General features: G+C 76.6%; 3 protein-coding genes. All 3 read right to left on the minus strand.

Annotation, left to right across the window (positions count from 1 at the left end; all coding sequences use genetic code 11):
- Nucleotides 1-5: 5 nt before the first annotated feature.
- A complete protein-coding gene (locus AB0P03_RS23585) occupies nucleotides 6-19,046 on the minus strand; it encodes a non-ribosomal peptide synthase/polyketide synthase (protein ID WP_363630607.1) in 19,041 nt (6,346 codons plus the stop codon).
- A gap of 190 nt (nucleotides 19,047-19,236) precedes the next feature.
- Nucleotides 19,237-20,586 (minus strand): serine hydrolase domain-containing protein, encoded by a 1,350-nt coding sequence (locus AB0P03_RS23590; RefSeq protein ID WP_363630608.1) that lies wholly within the window; start codon nucleotides 20,584-20,586, stop codon nucleotides 19,237-19,239.
- A 1,040-nt stretch (nucleotides 20,587-21,626) separates the two neighbouring features.
- A complete protein-coding gene (locus AB0P03_RS23595; protein WP_363586616.1) occupies nucleotides 21,627-22,220 on the minus strand; it encodes a hypothetical protein in 594 nt (197 codons plus the stop codon).
- Between the last annotated feature and the right edge of the window lie 428 nt (nucleotides 22,221-22,648).

Below are 22,648 nucleotides of genomic sequence, written 5' to 3' on the forward strand. Positions count from 1 at the left end.
GTTTGTCATCGTTCGTCATCGTCGGGGCCGCCGGACGCGGCGTCTTCGAGTTCGCTCAGCACCTGGTCCTCCACCAGTTCCGCCAGGGCGGCCACGGTGCGGGAGACCAGGACGTCGCGGGGGGTGAGCGTGACGCCGAAGGCATCGTTGGCGCGGGAGGCGATCAGCAGGGCCCGCATGGAGTCGCCGCCCAGCTGGAAGAAGTCGTCCGTCACGCCCACGGCCGTCCGCAGGGTCTCGGCCCAGATCTCGGCCACGGCCTCCTCGGTGGGCGTGCGGGGCGCCAGCCGGCCGGGCCGCTGCTCCTCCTCCGGTGCGGGGGCGGGCAGGGCGGCGCGGTCGGTCTTGCCGCTCGCGGTGAGCGGGAAGCGGTCGAGGACCGCGAAGGCCGAGGGGACGAGGTGGCCGGGCAGGGAGCGGGCGGCCAGGGCGCGCAGTTCGGCGCCGGTCGGCGGTTCGGCGCCGGGGGCCGCGAGCAGGTGCGCGACCAGGCGGGGCAGCCCGGGCTCGTCCTCCCGCACCGTCACCACGGCGTCCAGCACGGCCGGGTGGCGCGCCAGGACGGCCTCGACCTCGCCCGCCTCGATGCGGTGGCCGCGCAGCTTGAGCTGGTGGTCGGTGCGGCCCAGGTAGTGCAGTTCGCCCCGGTGGTCGCGGCGCACCAGGTCCCCGGTGCGGTACATCCGGGTGCCGGGCGGCCCGTACGGGTCGGCGGTGAAGCGGGCGGCGGTCAGGCCCGGCCGGCCGAGGTAGCCGCGGGCCAGGGCCGGTCCGCTCAGCCACAGTTCGCCGGTGACGCCGTCGGGCACCGGCCGGAGCCGGGCGTCGAGGACGTAGGCGCCGGTGCCGGGCAGCGGGCGGCCGATCGGCGGCGCGGCGCCGTCCGGGGCCAGCGGCGCGGACCAGGCGGCGACCACGGTGGCCTCGGTGGGACCGTAGGAGTTGACCATGCGGTGGTGCGGGGCCCAGCGGGCCACCAGGTCGGCGCCGCACGCTTCGGCGCCGACCACCAGGGTCCTGAGCGCGGGCAGCGTGCCGGGGGTGTCGGCGGGCAGGGTGGCGAGGGCGGCCGGCGGCAGCAGGGTGTGGGTGATCGCCTCCGCCCGGAGCACCTCGGCCAGTCGGGCGCCGAGCAGCGGTCCGGGCGCGGGCACCACCAGCCGGGCGCCGTGCGGCAGGGACATGCACAGTTCGAGCACGGAGGCGTCGAAGCTGGGGGTGGCGAAGGCCAGCACCCGGTCACCCGGCACGACTTGGTAGTGCTCGGCCTCGGCGGCGGCGAAGGCGGCCAGCCCGCGGTGGGTGAGGACGACGCCCTTCGGGGTGCCGGTGGAGCCGGAGGTGTAGATGACGTAGGCGGGGTCGTCCAGGTCGAGCGGGCGGATCCGGTCGGGGTCGGCGGGGCGGTGGTCGGGGGCGCCGTCCGGCGGGGCGGCCAGCAGCGCCGCGACCTCCTTGGCGTCCAGGGTGAGTGCGGGCGCCGCGTCGCGCAGCATGAACTCGACGCGCTCGTCGGGGTAGTGGGGGTCGACCGGCAGGAACGCGGCGCCGGTCTTCGCCACCGCCAGCTGGGCGAGCACCATGTCCGCCGAGCGCGGCAGCAGGAGGGCGACCACCTCGCCGGGGCCGGCGCCGCGCGCGATGAGCCGGTGCGCCAGGCGGTTGGCGTGCGCCTCGGCCTCGGCGAAGGTCAGCTCCAGCCCGGGGGCGCTCAGCGCCGGGGCGTGCGGCCGGCGGTCCACGGCGGCCTCGACCAGGGCGGGCAGGGCCGCCGGGGGCACCGGGCCGCCCGCCGGGCGGGCCGGGCCGCGCAGCAGCCGCTCGCGTTCCCCGGGCGGCAGCAGGTCGAGGTCGTCCAGGCGGGCGGTGCCGTCCGAGCCGGCCAGCGCGGCGAGGGTGTGCAGCAGCTGGGCGGCCAGTTTCTCGGCGGTGGCCCGGTCGATGTACCGGGGGTCGTGGCCGAGTTCGACGGCGAGCCGGTCGCCGGGCGAGACGACCACGGTGAGCGGGTAGTTGGTGGCCTCCCTGGCGTCCAGTTCGCGGATCAGCAGGCCGTGGGCGCCGGCCGTCGCGTCGCCGACCGGGTAGTTCTCGAAGACCACCAGGCTGTCGAACAGCGCCGTCCCGGGCGCAAGCCCGCTCAGGCCGTGCATCGCGGCCAGCGGCAGGTGGTCGAAGCGGCGGTCCTCGGCCTGCTCCTCCTGGAGCGCGCGCAGCCAGGCGGCACAGGGCTGTGAGCCGTCGACGGTGACATGGGCGGGCAGGGTGGTGATGAACAGGCCGACGATGGCGTCGGAGCCGGCCAGGTCGGCCGGGCGCCCGGAGACGGTGGTGCCGAAGCACACCCGCTGCTCCCCGCTCCACCGCGACAGCAGCAGCGCCCAGGCGCCCTGCACCAGGGTGTTGAGGGTGAGGCGGTGCCGGCGGGCGAACTCCTGGAGCCGCTCCGTCTCGGCCTCGGCCAGGAGGTGCGAGAGCCAGGCCCCGGAGCGGGCCGTGTCGTCCTGGGCGGGCTTGCGGTCGTAGGGCAGCGCCGTGGTGGTGAGGTCCGCCAGGACGCCGCGCCAGTGCTCCGTGGCGGCGGCGGTGTCGCGGGCGGCGAGCCAGCCGACGTAGTCCGCGAAGGGCCGGCGCTCGGGCAGGCCCGGCCGGTCGCCGCGGGCGAGCGCGGCGTGGGCGGCCAGGACGTCGGACAGGACGTGGAAGACGCTCCACCCGTCGAGCAGCACGTGGTGGAAGGTCCACACCACGCGCGCCGCGTCCGGCCCGAGCCGGATCAGGTCGAGCCGCAGCAGCGGGGCCCGGTCCAGGGCCAGCGGGCGGGCCCGCTGGTCGGCGAGCAGCCGCTCCAGGCGGGCTTCGCGCTCGGCTTGCGGCAGTGCGCTCCAGTCGTGTTCGGTGACCGGCAGCGTCACGTCCCGGTGGACCACCTGGAGGGGTACGGGCACGTCGCGCAGGACGACGGCGGTGCGCAGCACGGGGGTGCGGTCGACGACGTGCTGCCAGGCGGCGGCCAGCGGCCGCAGGTCGCGGGCGCCGTCCAGCACGAAGGTGATCTGCTCGACGTACAGGCCGTGTTCGGCCTCGTCCAGGCCGTGCAGCACCATGCCGGTCTGGGTGGGGGTGAGCGGCTGGATCTCCGTCACGTCCCGTCCGGTGCCGGCCAGTCGGTCGACGGCGGCCTGGTCCAGGGGGGCCAGCGGGTAGTCGGCGGGGGTGCGGCCGCCCGCGCCGGGTTCGGCGCAGTGGCGGACGATCTCCCGCAGCTCGTCCAGCAGTTCGGCGGCGAGCCGGGCGACGGTCGCGCGGTGGTGCACCGCGCGGGAGTACGACCAGGTGAACGCCAGCTTCCCGTCGCTCACCCGGCCGAGCACGTCCAGCAGGTGCGGCCGGTCCGCCGCCCGGTCCATGCCGCCGGTGAGCGGGCCGGACGGGGCGTGCAGCAGGCCGCCGGGGGCGGGGGTCCAGTCCTGCCGACCCAGGTAGTTGAAGCCGATCTGCGGCAGGTCGGGCAGCCGCCGCGGCGGGTCGGGCAGCCGGGGCTCGGCGGCGGGCCGCAGGTGGCGCAGGGCGCCGTAGCCGAGCCCGCCGCGCGGTACGGCGCGCAGGTTCTCCTTGACGGTCTTCAGGGCGGTGCCGGTGTCGGCGCCCCGGGGCATGTCCAGGGCCACGGGGTACAGCGTGGTGAACCAGCCGACGGTCCGGGAGAGGTCGACTCCGTCGAACAGCTCCTCGCGGCCGTGGCCCTCCAGGGCGACCGTCACCCGGTCCCGGCCGGTCCAGCGGGCCAGCACCCGGCCCAGGGCGCAGAGCAGGACGTCGTTGACCCGGGTGCGGTAGACCTCCGGGACGTCCTGGAGCAGCCGGCGGGTGTCCTCGGCGTCCAGGGCGAGGTCCAGCGACTCCTCGGTGGCGGCCGTGTTGGCACCGTCCAGGTCGGTCGGCAGGGCGGTCGCGGCGCCGTGCTCCAGCCCGTACCAGTGGGCGTGCTCGTCGTCGAAGCCGCCGGCCGCGGTGTGCTCGGCGAGCCGTTCGGCCCAGGCCCGGAAGGAGGTGCTCTTGGGGCCGAGGTCGGGGCGTTCGCCCGCCCGCAGCGCACGGTGGGCGGTGTCCAGGTCCTCCAGGAGCACGCGCCAGGACACCGCGTCGACCACCAGGTGGTGCGCGGCCAGCAGCAGGACGGGGTGCCGTTCGCCGTCGAAGCGGCACAGCGCGGCCCGCAGCAGCGGCCCTTCGGCCAGGTCGAAGCCCGCGGCCAGGCGCTCGGCCAGCTCGCGCAGCGTCGCCTCGCGCTCCTGCGCCGGTGCGGCGGGCAGCTCGTGGGTGCGCAGCTCCGGCAGGTCGCCGGGCGCGGTGCCGTGCTGGCGCCACCGCCCGTCGCCGAGCGGCTCGAACCGCAGGCGCAGCGCGTCGTGGTGGTCCAGGACGGCGGCGAGCGCGGCCCGCAGCAGGGGCTCCTCGGTGCCGGGGGCGAGGGTGAAGGAGACCGACTGGGTGAACTGGGCGGTGTCCCCGCCGAGGGTGTCCAGCAGCCAGTGCTGGACGGGGGTGAGCGGGGCGTCGCCGACCACGGCGCCCTGTTCGGCGGCGACCGCCGGGCTCGGCGACTCCTCGGCGGCGAGGGCGAGTTCGGCCAGGGTCTGGTGGGCGAACAGGTGCCGGGGGGTGAGTGCGAGGCCAGCCCGGCGGGCCGCCGAGACGATCTGGATGCCCAGGATCGAGTCGCCGCCGAGCGCGAAGTAGTTGTCGTCCGCGCCCACGTCGGGTACGCCGAGCACCTCGCGCCAGATCGCGGCGAGGGTGCGTTCGGCCTCGGTGCGCGGAGGCCGGGCGCCGATTGCGGCCGGGGCGGCCCACACCGGGGCGGGCAGCGCGCGGCGGTCGAGTTTGCCGGTGGCGCCGAGCGGCAGCCGGTCCAGCGGCACCACCAGTGCGGGCACCAGGTGGTCGGGGAGGGTGTGCCCGAGGAAGGCACGCCACTCGACGGGGTCGGGCAGTGCGCCGTCACGGGCCACCGCGTAGCCCACCAGGCGCCGGTGGCCGTCGTGGTCGACGACCCGGGCGGCGGCGGCCGACACCTGCGGGTGGCGGGCCATCGCGGCCTCGACCTCGCCGAGTTCGATCCGGAAGCCGCGCACCTTGACCTGGTCGTCCGCGCGGCCGAGGTAGCGGAGGTCGCCGTCGGCCGTCCAGCGCACCAGGTCCCCGGTGCGGTACATCCGGCGCCCGGGCGGGCCGAAGGGGTCGGGCAGGAACCGGGCGGCGGTCAGGCCCGGGCGGCGCAGGTAGCCGCGGGCGACGCCGGTGCCGGCCAGGTACAGCTCCCCCGGCGCGCCGACGGGCACCGGGCGCAGCCGGTCGTCCAGGACGTAGGCCCGGGCGCCGCCGACCGGGCGGCCGATCGGCGGGTCGCGGTCGGGGTCGGCGGGGTCGCAGGCGAAGGCGGTGGCGTAGACGGTGGCCTCGGTGGGGCCGTAGATGTTCAGCACCCGGCAGCCGGGGACGGCCTCGCGCAGCCGGCGCACGGTGCGGGCGGGCAGGGCCTCGCCGGCCAGGACGACGGTGTCCGCGCCGAGGTGCACGGCGTCCTCCGCGAGGAGGCCGCCCAGGGCGGAGGGCACCGCGCTGAGCAGGCCGGCCCGCCACGGCCCGGGGCGCTCGGCCAGGGCCAGCAGGTCCCGGACGAGTTCCACGCAGCCGCCGGCGAGCAGGGGCGAGAAGATCTCGAACACCGACACGTCGAAGTTGAGCGAGGTGGCGGCCACCACGTGGGCCAGGCCGTGGTCGGCGAACTCGGCGGCGGCCCAGTCGGTCAGGGCCAGGACCGAGGCGTGGGCGACCACGACGCCCTTGGGGCGGCCGGTCGAGCCGGAGGTGTGGATGACGTACGCAGGGTGCTGCGGCAGCAGGGCGCCGAGCCGTTCGTCGTCGCGCACGGCGCCGGGGCGGGCGGCGGCGAGCCGTTCGGCGCACCCCGGGTCGTCGAGCACGATCCGGGTGAACGGGCCGGCCGGCAGCCGCCCTCCGGTCTCCGCGTCGGTGACCACGGCGTCGGGCCGGACGTCCGCGAAGAGGAACGCGATCCGCTCGGCCGGGTACCCGGGGTCGACCGGCAGGTAGGCGGCGCCGCTCTTGAGCACCGCCAGCAGCGCCACGGCCAGGTCGGCGGTGCGGGGCAGCGCGAGCGCGACGAACCGCTCGGGCCCGGCGCCGGCCGCGATCAGCAGCCGGGCCAGCCGGTTGGCCCGTTCGTCGAGCTCCCGGTAGGTCAGCTGCACGTCGCCGCAGCGGACGGCCGGGGCCTCGGGCGTGCGGGCGGCCTGCCGGGCGAAGGCCTCGGGCACGGTGTCCTGCGGTGCCTCGACCGCCGCCCCGCCGAAGCGGTCGACGAGTTCGCGCCCCCGCGGCGGGTCGAGCAGCGGCAGGTGCGCCGCCGGCCGGTCGAGGCCGTCCGCCATCGCCGTCAGCAGGGTGCACAGGCCCGCCCCGAGCGCCTCGACGGTGGCGGTGTCGAAGACGGCCGGGTCGTGGTCGAGGCTGACCGCGATGGCGTCGCCGGGGGCGACCACCACGCCGAGCGGGTAGTTGGTCGGCTCCAGGACGTGCTCGGTCTCGACGCCCAGGCCGTGCCGGGTCAGCGCCTGCGCGTCGAACGGGTAGTTCTCGAAGACCACGATGCTGTCGAACAGGGCCGTGCCGCCCGGCAGTTCGCTCCAGTTCTGGAGCTGCGCCAGGGAGACGGCGTCGTAGCGGCGGGCCTCCGACTGGGCGTCCTGGAGCTCCCGCAGCCACTCCAGCAGCGAGCGGCCGGCGTCGATCCGCACCCGGGTGGGCAGCGCGTTGATGAACAGCCCGACCATCGAGGTGACGCCCGGGAGTTCGGCGGGCCGGCCGGAGACGATCGTGCCGAAGACCACGTCGTCCCCACCGCCGTAGCGGGAGAGCAGCAGCGCCCAGGCGCCCTGGAGCACGGTGTTGACGGTCAGCCCGGCCTGCCGGGCGGTGGTCCGCAGCCGCTCCGACAGGTCGTTGTCGAGGGTCACCCGCACCGATGCCGAGGACGACGCGCGGTGCGCCTCGGCCGGGCGCCGGTCGCGGGGCAGTTCGGTGGGGGCGGGGAACCCGGCCAGCGTGTCGCGCCAGTACCGCTCGACCCGCGCCGGGTCCTGCCCGGACAGCCAGCGCAGGTAGTCGGCGAAGGGGGCGCGCGCGACCGGGTTCGGCCGGCGCCCGGCGGCCAGGGCGGCGTACCGCTCGCACACCTCGTCGAAGACCTGGGCCGCGCTCCACCCGTCGAGCAGGACGTGGTGGAAGGTCCACACCACCCGCACCCGGGTCGGCGACAGCCGGACCAGGGTCAGCCGCATCAGCGGTGCGGCGGCCAGGTCGAGGCCGGCCGCCCGGTCCTCGGCGAGCAGCCGGGCGGTGTCCCGCTCGATCCGGTCGGCCGGCCGGCCGGCCCAGTCGTGGTGGGTCACCGGGACGGCGGCCCGGTGCTGGACGACCTGGAGCGGTTCGGCGGTGTCCTGCCAGGCGAGCCGGGTGCGCAGCACCGCGTTGGCGTCCACGGTCTGCTGCCAGGCGGCGGCCAGGGCGTGCGGGTCGGTGACCCCGGAGAGGACCAGCTGGACCTGGTTGACGTAGGTGTGGGCGTCCGGGTCCAGCAGGCTGTGGAAGAGCATGCCCGCCTGCATCGCCGTCAGCGGGTACACGTCCGCGACGCGGCGGCCGTCCCCGGCGATCCGGTCCACCGCCGCCTGGTCCAGCCTGGCCAGCGGGAAGTCGGCGGGGGTGCGGCCGCCGGCGCCGGGCTCGGCGCAGTGGGCGACGAGGTCCTCCAGGGCGCGCAGCATGGCGTCCGCGAGCGCGGTGACGGTCCGTTCGTGGTGCCGGCCCGCACTGTAGTACCAGCCGATCTCCAGCCGGTCGTCCTCGACCCGGGCGACGACGTCCAGCAGGTGCGGGCGCTCGGTGCCGGGCGCCTCCGCTCCGCCGAGGCCGCCGGGGACGGCGCGGACCAGGGCGGCGCCGTCGGCGGACCAGTCGAAGCGGCCCAGGTAGTTGAAGCTGATCCCGGGGGCCGGGGCGTCGGCGAGCTGCTCGTCCCGGGCGAGGTGGCGCAGCGCGCCGTAGCCGAGGCCGCGCTCCGGCACCGCCCGCAGCTGCTCCTTGACGGCCTTCAGCGCGGTGCCCCAGTCCCCGTCCGGGACGTCGAGGGCGACGGGGAAGAGCGAGGTGAACCAGCCGACCGTGCGGGACAGGTCGATGTCCTCGAACAGCTGGTCCTCGCGGCCGTGCCCCTCCAGGCCGATCGCGACGGTGCGCCGTCCGGTCCACTCGGCGAGCACCCGGCCCAGGGCGGTGAGCAGGACGTCGTCGATCCGGGTGCGGTAGACCCCGGGGACCTTGCGCAGCAGGTCCCCGGTGCGCTCGCGGTCCAGCCGGACGGTGACGGCGCGCAGGTCGGCGGCGGTGTTGCCGCCGTCGCCGTCCACCGGCAGCACGGCCGCGCAGTGCCGGGCAGCCGCCGCCCAGTGGGCGCGCCGGGACGCGAAGCCGCCGGCCGCGGTGTGCTCGCGCAGGCGGCGGGTCCACTCCCGGACGGAGGTGGTGCGGGCGGGCAGGCGCAGCGGCCGGCCCTCCACGGCCTGCCGGTAGGCGGTCTCCAGGTCCTCCAGCAGGATCCGCCAGGAGACCCCGTCGACGACCAGGTGGTGGACGGCCAGCAGCAGCCGGGCGGGCCGGGTGCCGTCGGTGGTGAACAGGCGGGCGGTGAGCAGCGGGAGGGTGTCCAGCCGGAACGCGGCGTGCGCGGCCTCGGTGGCCCGGGCCTCGGCGGCCTCGGCCGCCGCCCGGTCCAGGGCGCCGAGGTCGACGACCTCCAGCAGTTCGGGGGCGGCGGCGTCCGCGGGGGCGCAGTGCTGCTGCCAGGCGCCGTCCTCCCCGGTGGTGAAGCGGGAACGCAGGGCGTCGTGGTGGGCCCACAGGGCGGTCAGGGCGCGGCGCAGGGCCTGCGGGTCGACCTCGCCGGGAGCCTCCACCACGACGGACTGGTCGAAGGACGCGGCGTACGGCGGGTGCGGGTCGAGGAACCAGTGCTGGATGGGTGTCAGGCCCACCTCTCCGCTGACCGGTTCGGTCCCGGCGACGGTGACGGCGGTACCGGCGGCGGCGGCCAGCGCGGCGACGGTGGGGTGCCGGAACAGGTCGCGGGGGGACAGCGCGAGACCGGCGGCGCGGGCGCGGGAGACGACCTGGATGCTCAGGATCGAGTCGCCGCCGAGCAGGAAGAAGTCGTCGTCGACCCCGACCCGCTCCACGCCGAGCAGTTCCGCCCAGATCGCGGTGAGGACGCGTTCGGTGTCGGTGGTCGGGGCGCGGTGGGCGCGGTCGCCCGTCGCCGACCAGTCGGGGGCGGGCAGCCGCCGGCGGTCCACCTTGCCGTTGGCGGTCAGCGGCAGTTCGGAGACCGTGACGAAGGCCGCGGGCAGCATGTAGTCGGGCAGGTCGGCGGCCAGGTGGGCGCGCAGCGCCGTGGCGGAGGGCGGCTCGGCGCCGCCGGTCGGCACCAGGTGGGCGGCCAGCCGCTTGCGCCCCGCGTCCTCGTGGAGCGAGACGACAGCCTCCGCGACGGCCGGGTGGGCGGTGAGCCGTGCCTCGATCTCGGCGGGTTCGATGCGGAAGCCGCGGATCTTGATCTGGTCGTCCGCGCGGCCCACGAAGTGCAGTTCGCCGTCCTCGCTCCACCGGGCGGTGTCGCCGGTGCGGTACATCCGGCCGCCGGGCGGCCCGAAGGGGTCGGCGAGGTAGCGGGCGGCGGTCTCGCCGGGCCGGCCCGCGTAGCCGCGCGCGACTCCGGCGCCGGCGATGTACAACTCGCCGGTGATGCCGGGCGGTTGCGGTTGGAGGGCGCCGTCCAGCACGTACACCCGGGTGTCGTCCAGCGGGCGTCCGATCGGCAGCACGGCGGGCAGCCGGTCCCCGGGGCGGAAGGCCCGGCGGGTGGCGAAGGTGGTGGTCTCGGTCGGGCCGTAGCCGTCGACCACGGTGAGGTCGGGGCAGGCCTCCAGGACGCGGCGCACGACCGCGCCGGGCACCGCCTCGCCGCCGGTCCACACCTCCCGGGCGCCGCGCAGGCAGCCCGGGTCCTCCTGGGCGAGGAGCCGGAACAGGCCGGCGGTCAGCCACAGGCATTGCACGCCCTGCTCGGTGACGGCGCGGCGGACGGCGGCGGCGTCCAGGTCCTCCGGCGGGGCCAGTACGGCGGTGCCGCCGCGCAGCAGCGGCACCCACAGCTCGTAGGTGGCGGCGTCGAAGGCGTGCGGGGAGTGCACGAGCACCCGGTCGTGGCCGGTGAAGGCGCGGTCCAGGGCGAGCGCGGCGACGTCGCGCCGGCGCACCGCGACGCCCTTGGGGGTGCCGGTGGAACCCGAGGTGAACATCAGGTACTGGACGTTGTCGGGGTGGGGCACCGGGGCCGCGGCCGGGGCGGCCGGGCCCGGCCGGTCGGCGACGTGCGGCCGGTCGGCGACGTGCGGCCGGTCGGCGGCGTGCGGCCGGTCGGCGGCGTGCGGCCCGTCCGGCCGGTCGACGCGCAGCACCCGCTCGGCGGGGAGCAGTTCCTCGGCGGCGCTCGCCCGGTGCGCGTCGGTGAGCAGCAGGTCCGCGCCGGCCTCGGCCAGCATCAGGTGCAGCCGCTCGCGCGGCGCCCTGCCGTCCAGCGGCACGTAGACCCCGCCGGTCCGGACCAGCGCCAGCTGGGCGACGACCAGGTCGACGGAGCGGTCCATGAGCACGCCGACCGGGTGTTCGACGCCGACGCCGAGCGCGGCCAGCCGGCCCGCCAGGGCGGCGGCGCGGGCGTCGAGGTCGCGGTAGCTGAGGCGCTCGTGGCCCGCCTCCAGGGCGACGGCGTCCGGGTTGCGGCGCACCTGCTCGGCGAACAGGTCCGCGATGTCGCGCTCGGTCCGTTCGACGGCGGTGGCGTTCCAGTCCACGAGGATCCGCCGGCGCTCCCCGGCGGTCAGCAGCGGCACGCGCGCGGGCGGGCTCCCGGCGCCCCGGGGCAGTCCCGTCAGGACGGCCGTGAGCTGCCCGGCCATCCGCCGGACGGTGGCCTCGTCGAACAGCCGAGGGTCGTAGCACAGCCGCAGGGCCAGCTCCGGCCCCGGGTAGGCCAGCAGGGCGAGCGGGTAGTTGGTGGTCTCGATCCCGTCCAGGTCGCGCAGGCGCAGGCCGTGCGCGGCGGCCGCGTCGTCCTCGACCGGGTAGTTCTCGAAGACGACGATGCTGTCGAACAGGGCGGTCTGCTCGGGGAGGACGGTGGCGGCCCGCAGGCGGGTGAGCGGGACGAAGCCGTGGCGCCGGTCCTCGCCCTGCTCCCGTTGCAGCGTGCGGAGCCAGTCGAGCAGGGTGCCGTCAGCGGGCACGACCGTCCGGGTGGGCAGGGTGGTGATGAACAGGCCGGTCATCGACTCGACGCCGGGCAGCTCGGGCGGCCGCCCGGACGAGGTGGTGCCGAACACCACCTCGTCCCGGTTCGCCTGACGGCCCAGCAGGATCGCCCAGGCGCCCTGGACCAGGGTGTTCAGGGTCAGGCCGGAGCTGCGCGCGAGGCCTTCCAGCGCCCGGGTCGCGGCGGCGGGGAGGGTGAACGGCACGGCCCGGGTGGATTCCGCGCGGTGGCTCTGGCGCGGCTCGCGGTCGTACGGCAGCGGCGTCGGCTCGGCCAGCCCGGCCAGGCGCCCGCGCCAGTGCCGCTCGGCCTCCGCCGGGTCGCGCTCGCGCAGCCAGGCCACGAAGTCGCGGTAGGGCCGGCGCTCCGGCACCGTGCCGTACGGGACGGTGCCGAAGGGCTCGGTGCCGAAGGGGTCGGTGCCGGACGGCACGGTACCGGACGGGACTTCTCCCGTCTCCGGCCCGGAGCGGGCCAGCGCGGCGTGCACGGCGAACACGTCCGACAGCACCTGGAAGAGGCTCCAGCCGTCCAGGACGAGGTGGTGGAAGGACCACAGCACGCGCACCCGGGTGTCGGAGAGGCGGATGAGCAGCAGGCGCTGGAGCGGGGCCCGGGCCAGGTCCAGGCCGCGGGCCCGGTCGCGGTCCAGGAGCTCGGCCAGCCGGCCCCGGCGCTCGGACTCGGGCAGCTCGCGCCAGTCCAGGTGGGTGACCGGCACGGCCGCCCGCCGCCGCACCACCAGCAGCGGCTCGGGCACCTCCTGCCAGCGGACGTGGGCGCGCAGCACCGGGGTTCGGTCGGTGACCCACTGCCAGGCGGCGGCGAGCCGCCCCGGGTCGGGCACGCCGTCCAGGACGAAGTCCAGCTGCTGGAAGTAGGCGCCGCTGTCCTCCTCGGCCAGGCCGTGGAAGAGCATCCCGGACTGGGTCGGCGTCAGCGGGAGGACGTCCTCCACCGCGCCCGGGGCGTCGCCGGTGATCAGGTCCACGGCCGCCTGGTCGAGCCGGGCCAGCGGGAAGTCGGACGGGGTGCGCCCGGCGGCGCCCGGGCGGGCCGCGTACCGCGCGAGGTCGGCCAGCTCGGCGGCGAAGCGCCGGGCCAGGGCCTCGACGGTGTCGCGCCGGTGCACGGCGCCGGAGTAGAACCAGCTGAACTCCAGCGCGTCGCCGTCGAGCCGGCCGACCACCTCCAGGGCGTGCGGGCGCTCGACGCGCGGGTCGGCGTCCAGTTCCAGGGGCCGGAAGGTGCCGCGGTAGAGCCCGGCCGCGTCCTGCGGGAAGGACATCCGGCCGAGGTAGTTGAAGCTGATCCGCGCGGCCGGGGCGTCGGGGGCCGTGCCGGGGCGCCCCAGGTGGCGCAGGGCGTCGAATCCGAGGCCCCGTCGGGGGACGGCGCGCAGCTGCTCCTTGACCCGCTTGAGGACGCCGTCCCAGTCGGCCCCGGCGGGCACGGCCAGCGCCACGGGGTGCCGGGTGGTGAACCAGCCGACCGTGCGGCTCAGGTCGAGATCGGCGAACAACTCCTCGCGCCCGTGCCCCTCGACGTCCACCACGACCCGCTCCAGGCCGCTCGCCCCGCACAGGGCCCGGCCGAGGGCGCTCAGCAGCACGTCGTTGGCCTGGGTGCGATAGGTGTCGGGCAGGGTGCGCAGGAGGGCGGTGGTGTCGGCGGGGTCGAGGCGCACGGTGACGGAGCGGGCCGAGGCGTGGGTGTCGGCCCCCGCGAGGTCGGCCGGGAACGGGTCCGCCGGGGCGTCACCGTCCTGCGCGGGGACGGCCCGCGCCCAGTACTCCGTCTCGTCCTCGAAGCCGCCGGCCGCGGCGTGGGCGCCGAGCCGCTGGCCCCACTGCCGCAGCGGGGAGGACTTCGCCGGCAGGGCCGCCGCCCCGTCCCGGCCGTCGCGGCGGGCGCGGTAGGCCGTGTCGAGGTCCTCCGCCAGCACCCGCCAGGAGACCCCGTCGACGACCAGGTGGTGGACGGCCAGGTGCAGGACCGGCGGCTGCCCCGCACCGCGCTCGTGCAGCACGGCGCGCAGCAGCGGGCCTTCGCCGCCCAGGTCGAAGGGGCCGAAGTGCGGGGTGTCGCCGTCCGGGCCGGTGTGCCGGCCCAGGCGGATCCGGGGCGCCCGGTCGTCGATCCGCCAGCGCACGCCGGGGCCGGTACCGATCTCGCCGTCGCGGGGCTCTGCGGGGTCGGACTCTCCGGCGTCGGACTCTGCGGTACGGGGCTCTGCGGGGTCGGGCTCTGCGGGGTCGGGCTCTGCGGGGTCGGACTCTCCGGCGTCGGCCGTGAAGGCCGAGCGCAGCGCGTCGTGGTGGGCGACCACGTCGTTCAGGGCGTCCTCCAGCGCCGCCCGGTCCACGTCGGCGCCCAGCAGGAGGGAGAGCGCCTGGTTGAAGTGCCCGGCGCGCCCGGCGGCCCGGTCGAGCCACCAGCGCTGGATCGGGGTCAGGACGCCCGCCCCGGTGGCGGCCACCCGGGCGGTCACGGCCGGCCGTTCGGCGTCGTCCGCGCACCGGGCCAGCGCGGCGACCGTCTGGTGCCGGTAGAGGTCCCCGGAGGTCACCGCCAGCCCCACCTGCCGGGAGCGGGCTACCACCTGGATGCCGAGGATGGAGTCGCCGCCGAGGTCGAAGAAGTTGTCGTCCGCGCCGACCCGTTCCAGCCGCAGCACCTCCGCCCAGATGGTGGCGAGCGCCTGTTCGGCGGGGGTTCGGGGGGCGACGTGGCGTACGGCGGGCACGGCCGGCCCCGGGGCGGGCAGCCGGCTCCGGTCGAGCTTGCCGTTGGGGTTGAGCGGCAGCGCGGGCAGCGGCACGACGACCGAGGGCACCAGGTAGTCGGGCAGGGCCAGGCCGAGCGCCCGGCGCACGGCCTCGGGCTCCACCCGCCCGCCCGGGACGGGGACCACGTAGCCGACCAGGCGCCGGTTGCCCCCGCCGTCGGCGACGGTGGCAGCCGCCTCCGCCACGCCCTCGCAGCGCCGCAGCGCCTCCTCCACCTCGCCCAGTTCGATCCGGAAGCCGCGCACCTTGACCTGCTGGTCGATCCGGCCGAGGTACTCCAGGTCGCCGTCGGCGTTCCACCGCACCCGGTCTCCGGTGCGGTACATCCGCTCCCCCGGCGCGCCGTACGGGTCGGCGACGAACCGGGCGGCGGTCAGCCCGGGGCGGCCCAGGTAGCCGCGCGCCAGGCCGCCGCCCCCGAGGTACAACTCGCCGACCACGCCCGGAGGTTGCGGGCGCAGCCCGGGGTCCAGGACGTACGTCCGGGTCAGTGCGAGCGGCCTGCCGATCGGCGGCGCCTGCTCCGGCAGCCGGTCACCGGCGAACCAGGCGGTGGCGTAGACGGTGGCCTCGGTGGGGCCGTAGATGTTGGCGATCGCGCTGCCGGGCAGGGCGCGCCGCAGGTCGCCCACCGCCTGGGCGGAGAGGGCCTCGCCGGCCAGCACGACGGTGGCCGCGTCGACCGGGGCGGCGCCCCCGGCGAGCAACCGGGAGATCACCGAGGGCACGCCGCTGACCAGGCCGACGCGGCGCGGGGCCGGCTCCTCGGCGAGGGCGGCGAGGTCGGCGACCACCTCGACGCTCCCGCCCGCCAGCAGCGGGCAGAGCAGTTCGAAGACCGACACGTCGAAGTTGAGCGAGGTGGCGGCGACCACGTGGTCCAGCCCGCCGGGCCCGAACCGCTCGGCCGCCCAGCGGGCGAGGGCGACGACGCTGCGGTGGGTGATCACGACGCCCTTGGGCCGGCCGGTCGACCCCGAGGTGTAGATGACGTAGGCGGGGTGCTCCGGCAGCAGCGGCCGGAGGCGGTCGGCGTCCGTAAGGTCGGCGTCCGTGAGGTCGGCGTCCCCGGTGTCGTCGGTGTCCGCCGGGCCGGCAGCGGCCAGGCCGGTGCCGTCCTCCAGCAGCAGGACGGGCCACCCCTCGGGCAGCGCGGCCGCCGTCTCCCGGGTGGCGAGGACCAGCGCGGGCCCGGCGTCCGCCAGCATGAAGCGGATCCGCTCGGCCGGGTAGCCCGGGTCCACCGGCAGGTACGCCGCACCCGACTTGAGCACCGCCCACAGCACCGACGGCAGGTCGGCGGAGCGCGGCAGGCACAGCGCGACCAGCCGCTCGGGGCCCGCGCCCCGGGCGACCAGCAGCCGGGCGAGGCGGTTGGCCCGCCGGTTGACCTCCGCGTAGTCCCGCCGCACCGGGCCGCAGCCGACGGCGGTCCGCCCGGGCGTACGGGCCGCCTGCGCCTCGAACAGCCCGGGCAGCACGGGCGGCACGGTGTCCGGGAGGTCGCCGGCGGCGTGCGCGGGCGGGTTCCAGGAGTCGAGCAGCGTGCGCTGCTCCTCCTCGGAGAGCATGGGCAGTTCGGCGAGGATGCGCTGCGGGCCGTCCGCCATGCCCGCCAGCAGGCGGTGCAGGTGGCGCGCCATCCGGGCCACGGTCCGGGCGTCGAACAGGTCCGTGTTGTACTCCACCGTCAGCGCGCAGCCGCCGGTGTCCTCCGGGGTGAACTCCAGCACCAGGTCGAACCGGGCGGCCGGGCGGGGCAGCGGGTGGTCCTCGAAGCGCAGGCCTCCGGCGGGCGGCGGGGTGGTGGGGCTCTGCTGGACGACCATGACCTGGACCAGCGGGGTGCGGCTCGGGTCCCGGGGCGGGGCCAGTTCCTCGACCACCCGGTCGAAGGGCACCGCGGCGTGGGCGAAGGCGTCCAGCAGGGTGGTGCGCACGCTCTCCACGAACCGGTCGACGGTGGCCCGCTCGTCCACGTCGCCGCGCAGCACCACGGTGTTGACGAAGAAGCCGGTCACCTCCTCCAGCTCCCGCCGGTCGCGCCCGGTGGTGACGGTGCCGAACGCCACGTCCCGCTGGCCGGAGTAGCGCGAGAACAGCAGCGCGGACGCCCCCGCGAACAGGGTGAACAGCGTCGTACCGCGGCCCGCGGCGAGGTGCCGCAGCCGGGCCACCAGTTCGGCCGGGAGGCGGTGGCGGTGCGCCGCGCCGTTCGTCGTGCGCTGGGCGGGCCGGGGCCGGTCGGTGGGCAGTTGCAGGGGTTGCAGCTCCGCCAGGTTCCGCTTCCAGTAGGCGAGGTCCGGCGCGTCCGCTGCCCCGGCTTGGGTCCGCCGGTGCTGCTCCCAGCGCGCGAAGTCGGGGTACTGGAGGGCGGGGGCGGCGAGCGCGTCCGGTTCGCCGGAGGCCTCCGCCCGGTAGAGCGCGGCCAGTTCGCGGGTGAGGACGCCCACCGACCAGCCGTCGGTGATGATGTGGTGCTGCGCCAGCAGCAGCAGGTGCTCGTCGGCGGCGAGGCGGACCAGCAGTGCCCGGGCGAGCGGGCCGTCCGTCAGGTCGTAGGGCCGGTTCAGCTCCTCGGTCAGCAGCCGTTCGGCCGCCTCGGCGCGCTCCCCGGCCGGCCGGTCGCCGACGTCCGCGGTGCGCAGCGGCAGGGTGCCCTCCGCCGCGACGCGCTGCACGAGCTGCCCGTCGACGGTGGCGAAGGTGGTGCGCAGCGAGTCGTGCCGGGCGGCGAGTCGGCCCAGGGCCCGGCGCAGGGCCGCCGGGTCCGTCGTTCCGCGCAGCCGCAGGGCCACGCCGGTGTTGTACTCCGTCCCCCCGACGGTGAGGTCGTCGAGGAACCACAGGCGGCGCTGGGCGCTGGACAGCGGCAACGGCTCCTCGCGCGGGGCGGGCGGGATCGGCTCCGGCGGCGCGGCGGTGTGCCGCTCGTCCACCAGCGGGGCCAGGGCGGCGACGGTCCGCGCGGTGAAGACGTCCCGGAGCGTGAGCCGGACGCCCAGCCGCTCGGCGACCCGGGCCAGGGTCCGGGCGGCGAGGATCGAGTCGCCGCCCAGGTCGAAGAAGTCGTCCGCCGCGCCCACCGCGTCGACGCCGAGGACCTCGGCCCAGATGCTGGCCAGGGCGCGTTCGCGCTCGGTGCGCGGGGCGACGGGCCCGGCCGCGCCGGAGCGGGCGGGGGCGGGCAGCGCCTGCTGGTCGATCTTGTGCTGCGGGGTGAGCGGCAACGCGGCCAGGACGACCACGGCGGACGGCACCAGGTGGGCCGGCAGGGCGGCGGCCAGCGCCGCGCGCAGCTCCGCCGGGTCCGGGGCGTGCTCCGGGTCGGCGGGCGTGGCGTAGCCGACCAGGCGTTCGCGGCCCGGTTCGTCCTCCCGGACCACGACGACGGCCTGGTCGACGGCGGGGTGCGCCCGCAGGGCGGCCTCGATCTCCCCCGGCTCGATCCGGAAGCCGCGGATCTTCACCTGCCGGTCGAGCCGGCCGAGGAACTCCAGCTCCCCGTCGGCGGTCCACCGGGCGCGGTCTCCGGTGCGGTAGAGCCGGGCGCCGGGCGGGCCGAAGGGGTCGGCGACGAAGCGCCCGGCGGTCAGGCCGGGGCGGCCCAGGTAGCCGCGGGCCACGCCCTCCCCGCCGACGTACAACTCGCCGTCGGAACCCGACGGTTGGGGCCGCATGGCCGCGTCGAGCACGTACGCCCGGGTGTGCGGCAGCGCGCCGCCGATGGGGGGTGCGCCGCTGCCGGCGGCCAGCGGGCCGGTCCAGGTGGCGACGATGGTCGCCTCGGTCGGGCCGTAGGAGTTGATCATGCGCCGGCCGGGCGCCCAGCGGTCGACCAGTTCGGCGGGGCAGGCCTCGGCTCCGACGATCAGCGTGCGCAGGTGGCGGCCCGCGCCGCCGGGCACGGTGGCCAGGGCGGCCGGCGGGATGAGGGCGTGGGTGATGCGGTGCTCGTCGAGCACGGCGGCGAGTTCCTCGCCCAGCCAGGGGCCGTGCGGGGGGATCACCAGCGTGGCCCCGGCCAGGACGGAGATGAACAGTTCGAGGACGGAGGCGTCGAAGCTGGGCGAGGAGAACTGCAGCACCCGGTCTCCGGGGCGCACGGAGTAGTGCGCGCGGGCCGCCTCGGCGAAGCCGCCGATCCCCCGGTGGGTGACGATCACGCCCTTGGGCGTCCCGGTGGAGCCCGAGGTGTAGATCACGTACGCCGCGTGGTCGGTACCGGTCGGGCCCGGCAGCGCGGTACCGGTCGGGCCCGCCAGGCCGGCGTCGGGCGCGGCGGCGGTACCGGGCGTGTCCGTGCTGCCGGGCGCGTCCGCGGTGTCGGCCCGGTCCGCGGCGCTGGCCGGGTCGGCCTCCAGCAGCGCGCGGACCCGGGCCGGATCGTCCAGGACGACGGCGGGGGCGGCGTCGGCGAGCATCAGCGCCCGTCTCCCGGCGGGGTAGGCCGGATCCACGGGCAGGAAGGCGGCGCCCGTCCGGGCGACGGCCAGCTCCGCCGCGACCAGTTCCATCGAGCGCGGCAGGACCAGCGCCACCGTCCGGTCCGTCCCGGCGCCGCGCCGCGCGAGGTCGCGGGCCAGGCGCTCGACCCGGTGGGCCAGTTCCCGGTACGTCCAGCTGCGCCGGCCGTCGGTCACCGCGGGCACGTGCGGCGCGCGGGCCACCTGGGCGGCGAACAACGCGTCGAGCGTCCGGTGCGCCGGCGGCGGGGCGGCCTCGGTCCCCGGGGCGCCAGGGGTGTCGCCGGCCTGCGGCGGAGCGGACGAATGCACGGGCTGGGCAGGCCGGTCGGTCATGGCGGAAGGTCCTTCCGGACGGGGAGGAGGCGATGCGGGCGCCGGGGCAGACGGGGGCAGGCCCACGGACCCGGGAACGGGGGCCGGGGGAACGGAACGAGCGGGGGGTGAGCCCGGTGGAGCGGCGTCGGCGCGGCGGCGGACGCCGCAGGCGACGGGCAGCGGCGGCGGCCGGCGGGCGAAAGGCGCCTCAGGCGGGGTCGGCGCGACGCGCCGTGCGCCCGGACACCTGCACCCGGTCGATCACGCCGGTGGCGGGATCGCGGTGGAAGCGCCCGCCCGGCTCGGGGCGGCCGGTGTCGGGGGCGAGCAGATCGTAGGAGAGGTCGGCGAAACAGCGCAGGGGTATCGGCAGGTCTCCGTCCACGGAGAGCGTGGACGATCCGTCGCCCGCGGGCTCGACGAGGTACCGGATCGAACCGTTGCGGTAGGTGCCCGCGCACTCGGGCAGGGGGACGGGCTCGCCCGCGCCCACCGGCGCGATCGCGGCGGGCACCCGGACGCCCGCCAGTTCGGCCAGGTCGGCCGCGAGCTCGCGCCAGAGCGCGGTGGCGGCGGCGGCGTTGCCCGCGAAGGCGACCACCACTCCGCTGTCGGGGTCGGCCCGCAGGTGGCAGGAGGTCCCCATGGCGTTGCCGTCGTGGCCGCACCACAGCCGGCCGTCCTGCTGGTAGAGGGCGAGCCCCGGGCCCCAGCCGTCCGCGAGCGCACCCGGCCGGGCGCCGGGCTGCGGGCGGCGCATCTCCTCGGCGACGGCGGGGGGCAGGGCCTTGGCCCGGCCGACCAGGGCGCCGCCGAGCGCGGCGAGGTCCGCGGCGCTCGCCAGCAGGGCACCGGCCGGGGCCTCCAGCGGAGCCAGGTTCTGCCGGACCGGCCGGGCCCGGCCGGTCGCGGCGTTGAGCGCGTGCCCGGCGGCGACCGGGCGAGCGGGTGCGCTCGCGTCGACGAACACGGGCACGGTGCCGAGCGGTTCGAGCAGCAGGGCGGCCACGGCCTCGTGCCAGGGCATCCCGGTCACCGCCTCCACCAGGCGCCCGGCGGCGACGTAGCCGGCGTTGGAGTAGGAGAAGTCCGTCCCGGGCGGGAAGAGCGCGTCCCCGGCCGTGCACACGGACGACAGGTAGTGCGCCGCGGTGGTCCGGGCGGCGGCGTCGGAGTCCGGCCCGGTGGGCAGTCCGCCGGTGTGGCTGAGGAGTTGGCGAATCGTTACTGCGGGCATCCGGCGGAGCTCGGGCAGGTGATCGGCGACCCGGTCGTCGAGGTCGAGGTCGCCGTCGTCGGCGAGGAGCATCACCAGAGCGGCCGTGTAGGGCTTGGTGAGCGACCCCACCGGCACGACGCTGTCCCCGGTGAAGGGCGCACCGGTGGCGGCGTCGGCCACACCGGTGTGCAGGGCCACGACCTCCGAGCCGGTGTCCAGCACCACCTGGGCGCCGGGCACCCGGTGGGTGCGCGCGAGCGTGTCGAGCCGGTGCTGCAGTTCGCGGCGTAAGAGGAACGGCGCGCGCTCGCGGACCGGCGCGGAACTGGGGTACGGCATGGGCGGACGCTCCCGTTGACTGGTTCTCAGATGCGGGCGCGGCAAGCGTCCGCGGATGAATTCCGGATTACTGTGGAGCACGCCGTGAAATTTCCTGCCACCTGCGCTCCTCGACTCAAGACTCGTGGGAACAACGGGAATCGACGGAAGCCCTGCCGATGACGGCCGACGGGTGCGAACGGGAATCCCCGACAGCTCCCGACAGGGCGCCGCACGCACCCCAGGGGAGCCGTTCCGGGCCGCTTCGGCGCTCCCCGACCGGACGGTGCGAATGCGACCCGAATTCCACGCCGCCCAGGAACAGTGAACGGGGGAACGGTGAGCGGGAACAGTGAGCGGCGAACGGCCGACCGCCGAATGACCTCACCCCGCAGGCGGGGCCGGACAGGAATCCCGAACGCTCCAGTCGGCCGCTCCGACGGCCCTGACCTGTGCGATCGTTGCGCCCGGCATGCCTATCCCCCCTGCGATCCCTCCCCGCAACCACCGTGCGGAACCTGCCACAACCGTCGCGAGGACCGGGCAATACCTTGACGGCCCGAACGCTCGGAACGACGAACGCGGAACAGTCTTCACGGCGGGTCACCCGCTCGCAACCCCTGGCGATTGAACGGAAAGCGACTCTCCCCGGAATCGGAACCGCAAAATCGCTGGTGTGACTCCCGGCCACGCCCGGAACGCCTGATGACGGGTGTGAATTCTTTGGCCGAAACTGTGGCACCCGGATCCCCCCGGCCGCCCGGCCGGGTTTCCGCGGGGAATAGCCGAGTGATTCCCCTGACGCCTGGGGCGGTTGTGCAGGAATGCGACGGAACAGATCAGGTGCGTCGCGAGTGAATCAATGAGGGCTCTGATGCGCGTGTGCCCCGATGCGCTTGTGCCGTGGTGCGCGCGCGCCCCGTCGCGCGCGTGGCCCGGTTCGCGTCTGCCGCCCCCGGGCCACGGAAGGACCGCCGCGCTCGGCCACCCCGGGGCGCGGGGCGACCGAGCGGATCCGCCGCGCGCCGGAACGCGGGCGGGCTCGGGGCTCAGAACACCCGTCAGCCCTGCCAGGAGCTGCCGGTCGAGGGCCGGGTCGCCGTGCCACCGGTGGACGTCACCGCGCGCGACGGAGCGGACGGGGCCGACCCGGCCCCCGAACCGCTGGTCCGCACGGTCGGCGCCGACGAGGTGGTCGACGTCCCGCGCACCGGCGCGGCAGAAGTCCGCGGGGCCGACGCCCCGGACGCCGCCACCGGCCGGTCCGTCGAGGTGCGCGGCGCGGTCGCGCGGCCCTGTGCGGCCACGTCCACGGGCGCGCCGCCGCCCGATTCGACCCGCTCGATCCGCAGCACCAGGTTCCGGTCGCTGCGGTCACCGCCCCCGTCCCGGTTGCGACTGTGCACCACCTGCGTCAGCACACCCCGGACCTCCTGCCAGCGCCCCTGCACCGCGCGGATGTTGGGACACCACTCGCCCTCCCGCCGGTGCTCCAGGTCGAGCTCCCAGCGCTCGGCGTCCACAAGGTGGCTCGCACCGACCGTCCCGGGAATCTCGACCGGACGGCCACCGCGCACCGTCACCACCGCCCGCTGCGGCCACTGCCCCTCCACCGCCGTCACCGTGATCCGGCTCTGCCCCTGGTACCAGGCCATCGCTGTCCTCCCGCATCCGTCCTCGCGCCGACCGCCGTCCGCCGACCGGCCTCGGCCGATATCACGGCCGGCGCCCCCTCCCGGGTTCGAACGGCGGCTGCGGAGGTGCACGTCAGGGGGTGCGGGAGCCCGGGGGCGACGCGACCGTCGAACGGTCCTGTCGACAGATTCAGGTCAGGGCGATGGCTCGATCACCCCCCTTGTCCATAGTCATGCGCACACCTGGCATGACCGACGACCGCCGCCTCTCTGAGAGGCTCGGCTTCGTCCCGTCGCACCTCGGATTCAAACTCCAGCTCTGAGGCCGTAACGCCCTTCAGCCATTAAGCCCTAGAAATGCAGAGAACCCCCATCCGGTTTCCCGGATGGGGGTTCTCTGTGAATGATTGTTCGGCGGCGTCCTACTCTCCCACAGGGTCCCCCCTGCA

Source organism: Kitasatospora sp. NPDC088779 (assembly GCF_040685395.1).
Lineage (GTDB): Bacteria > Actinomycetota > Actinomycetes > Streptomycetales > Streptomycetaceae > Kitasatospora.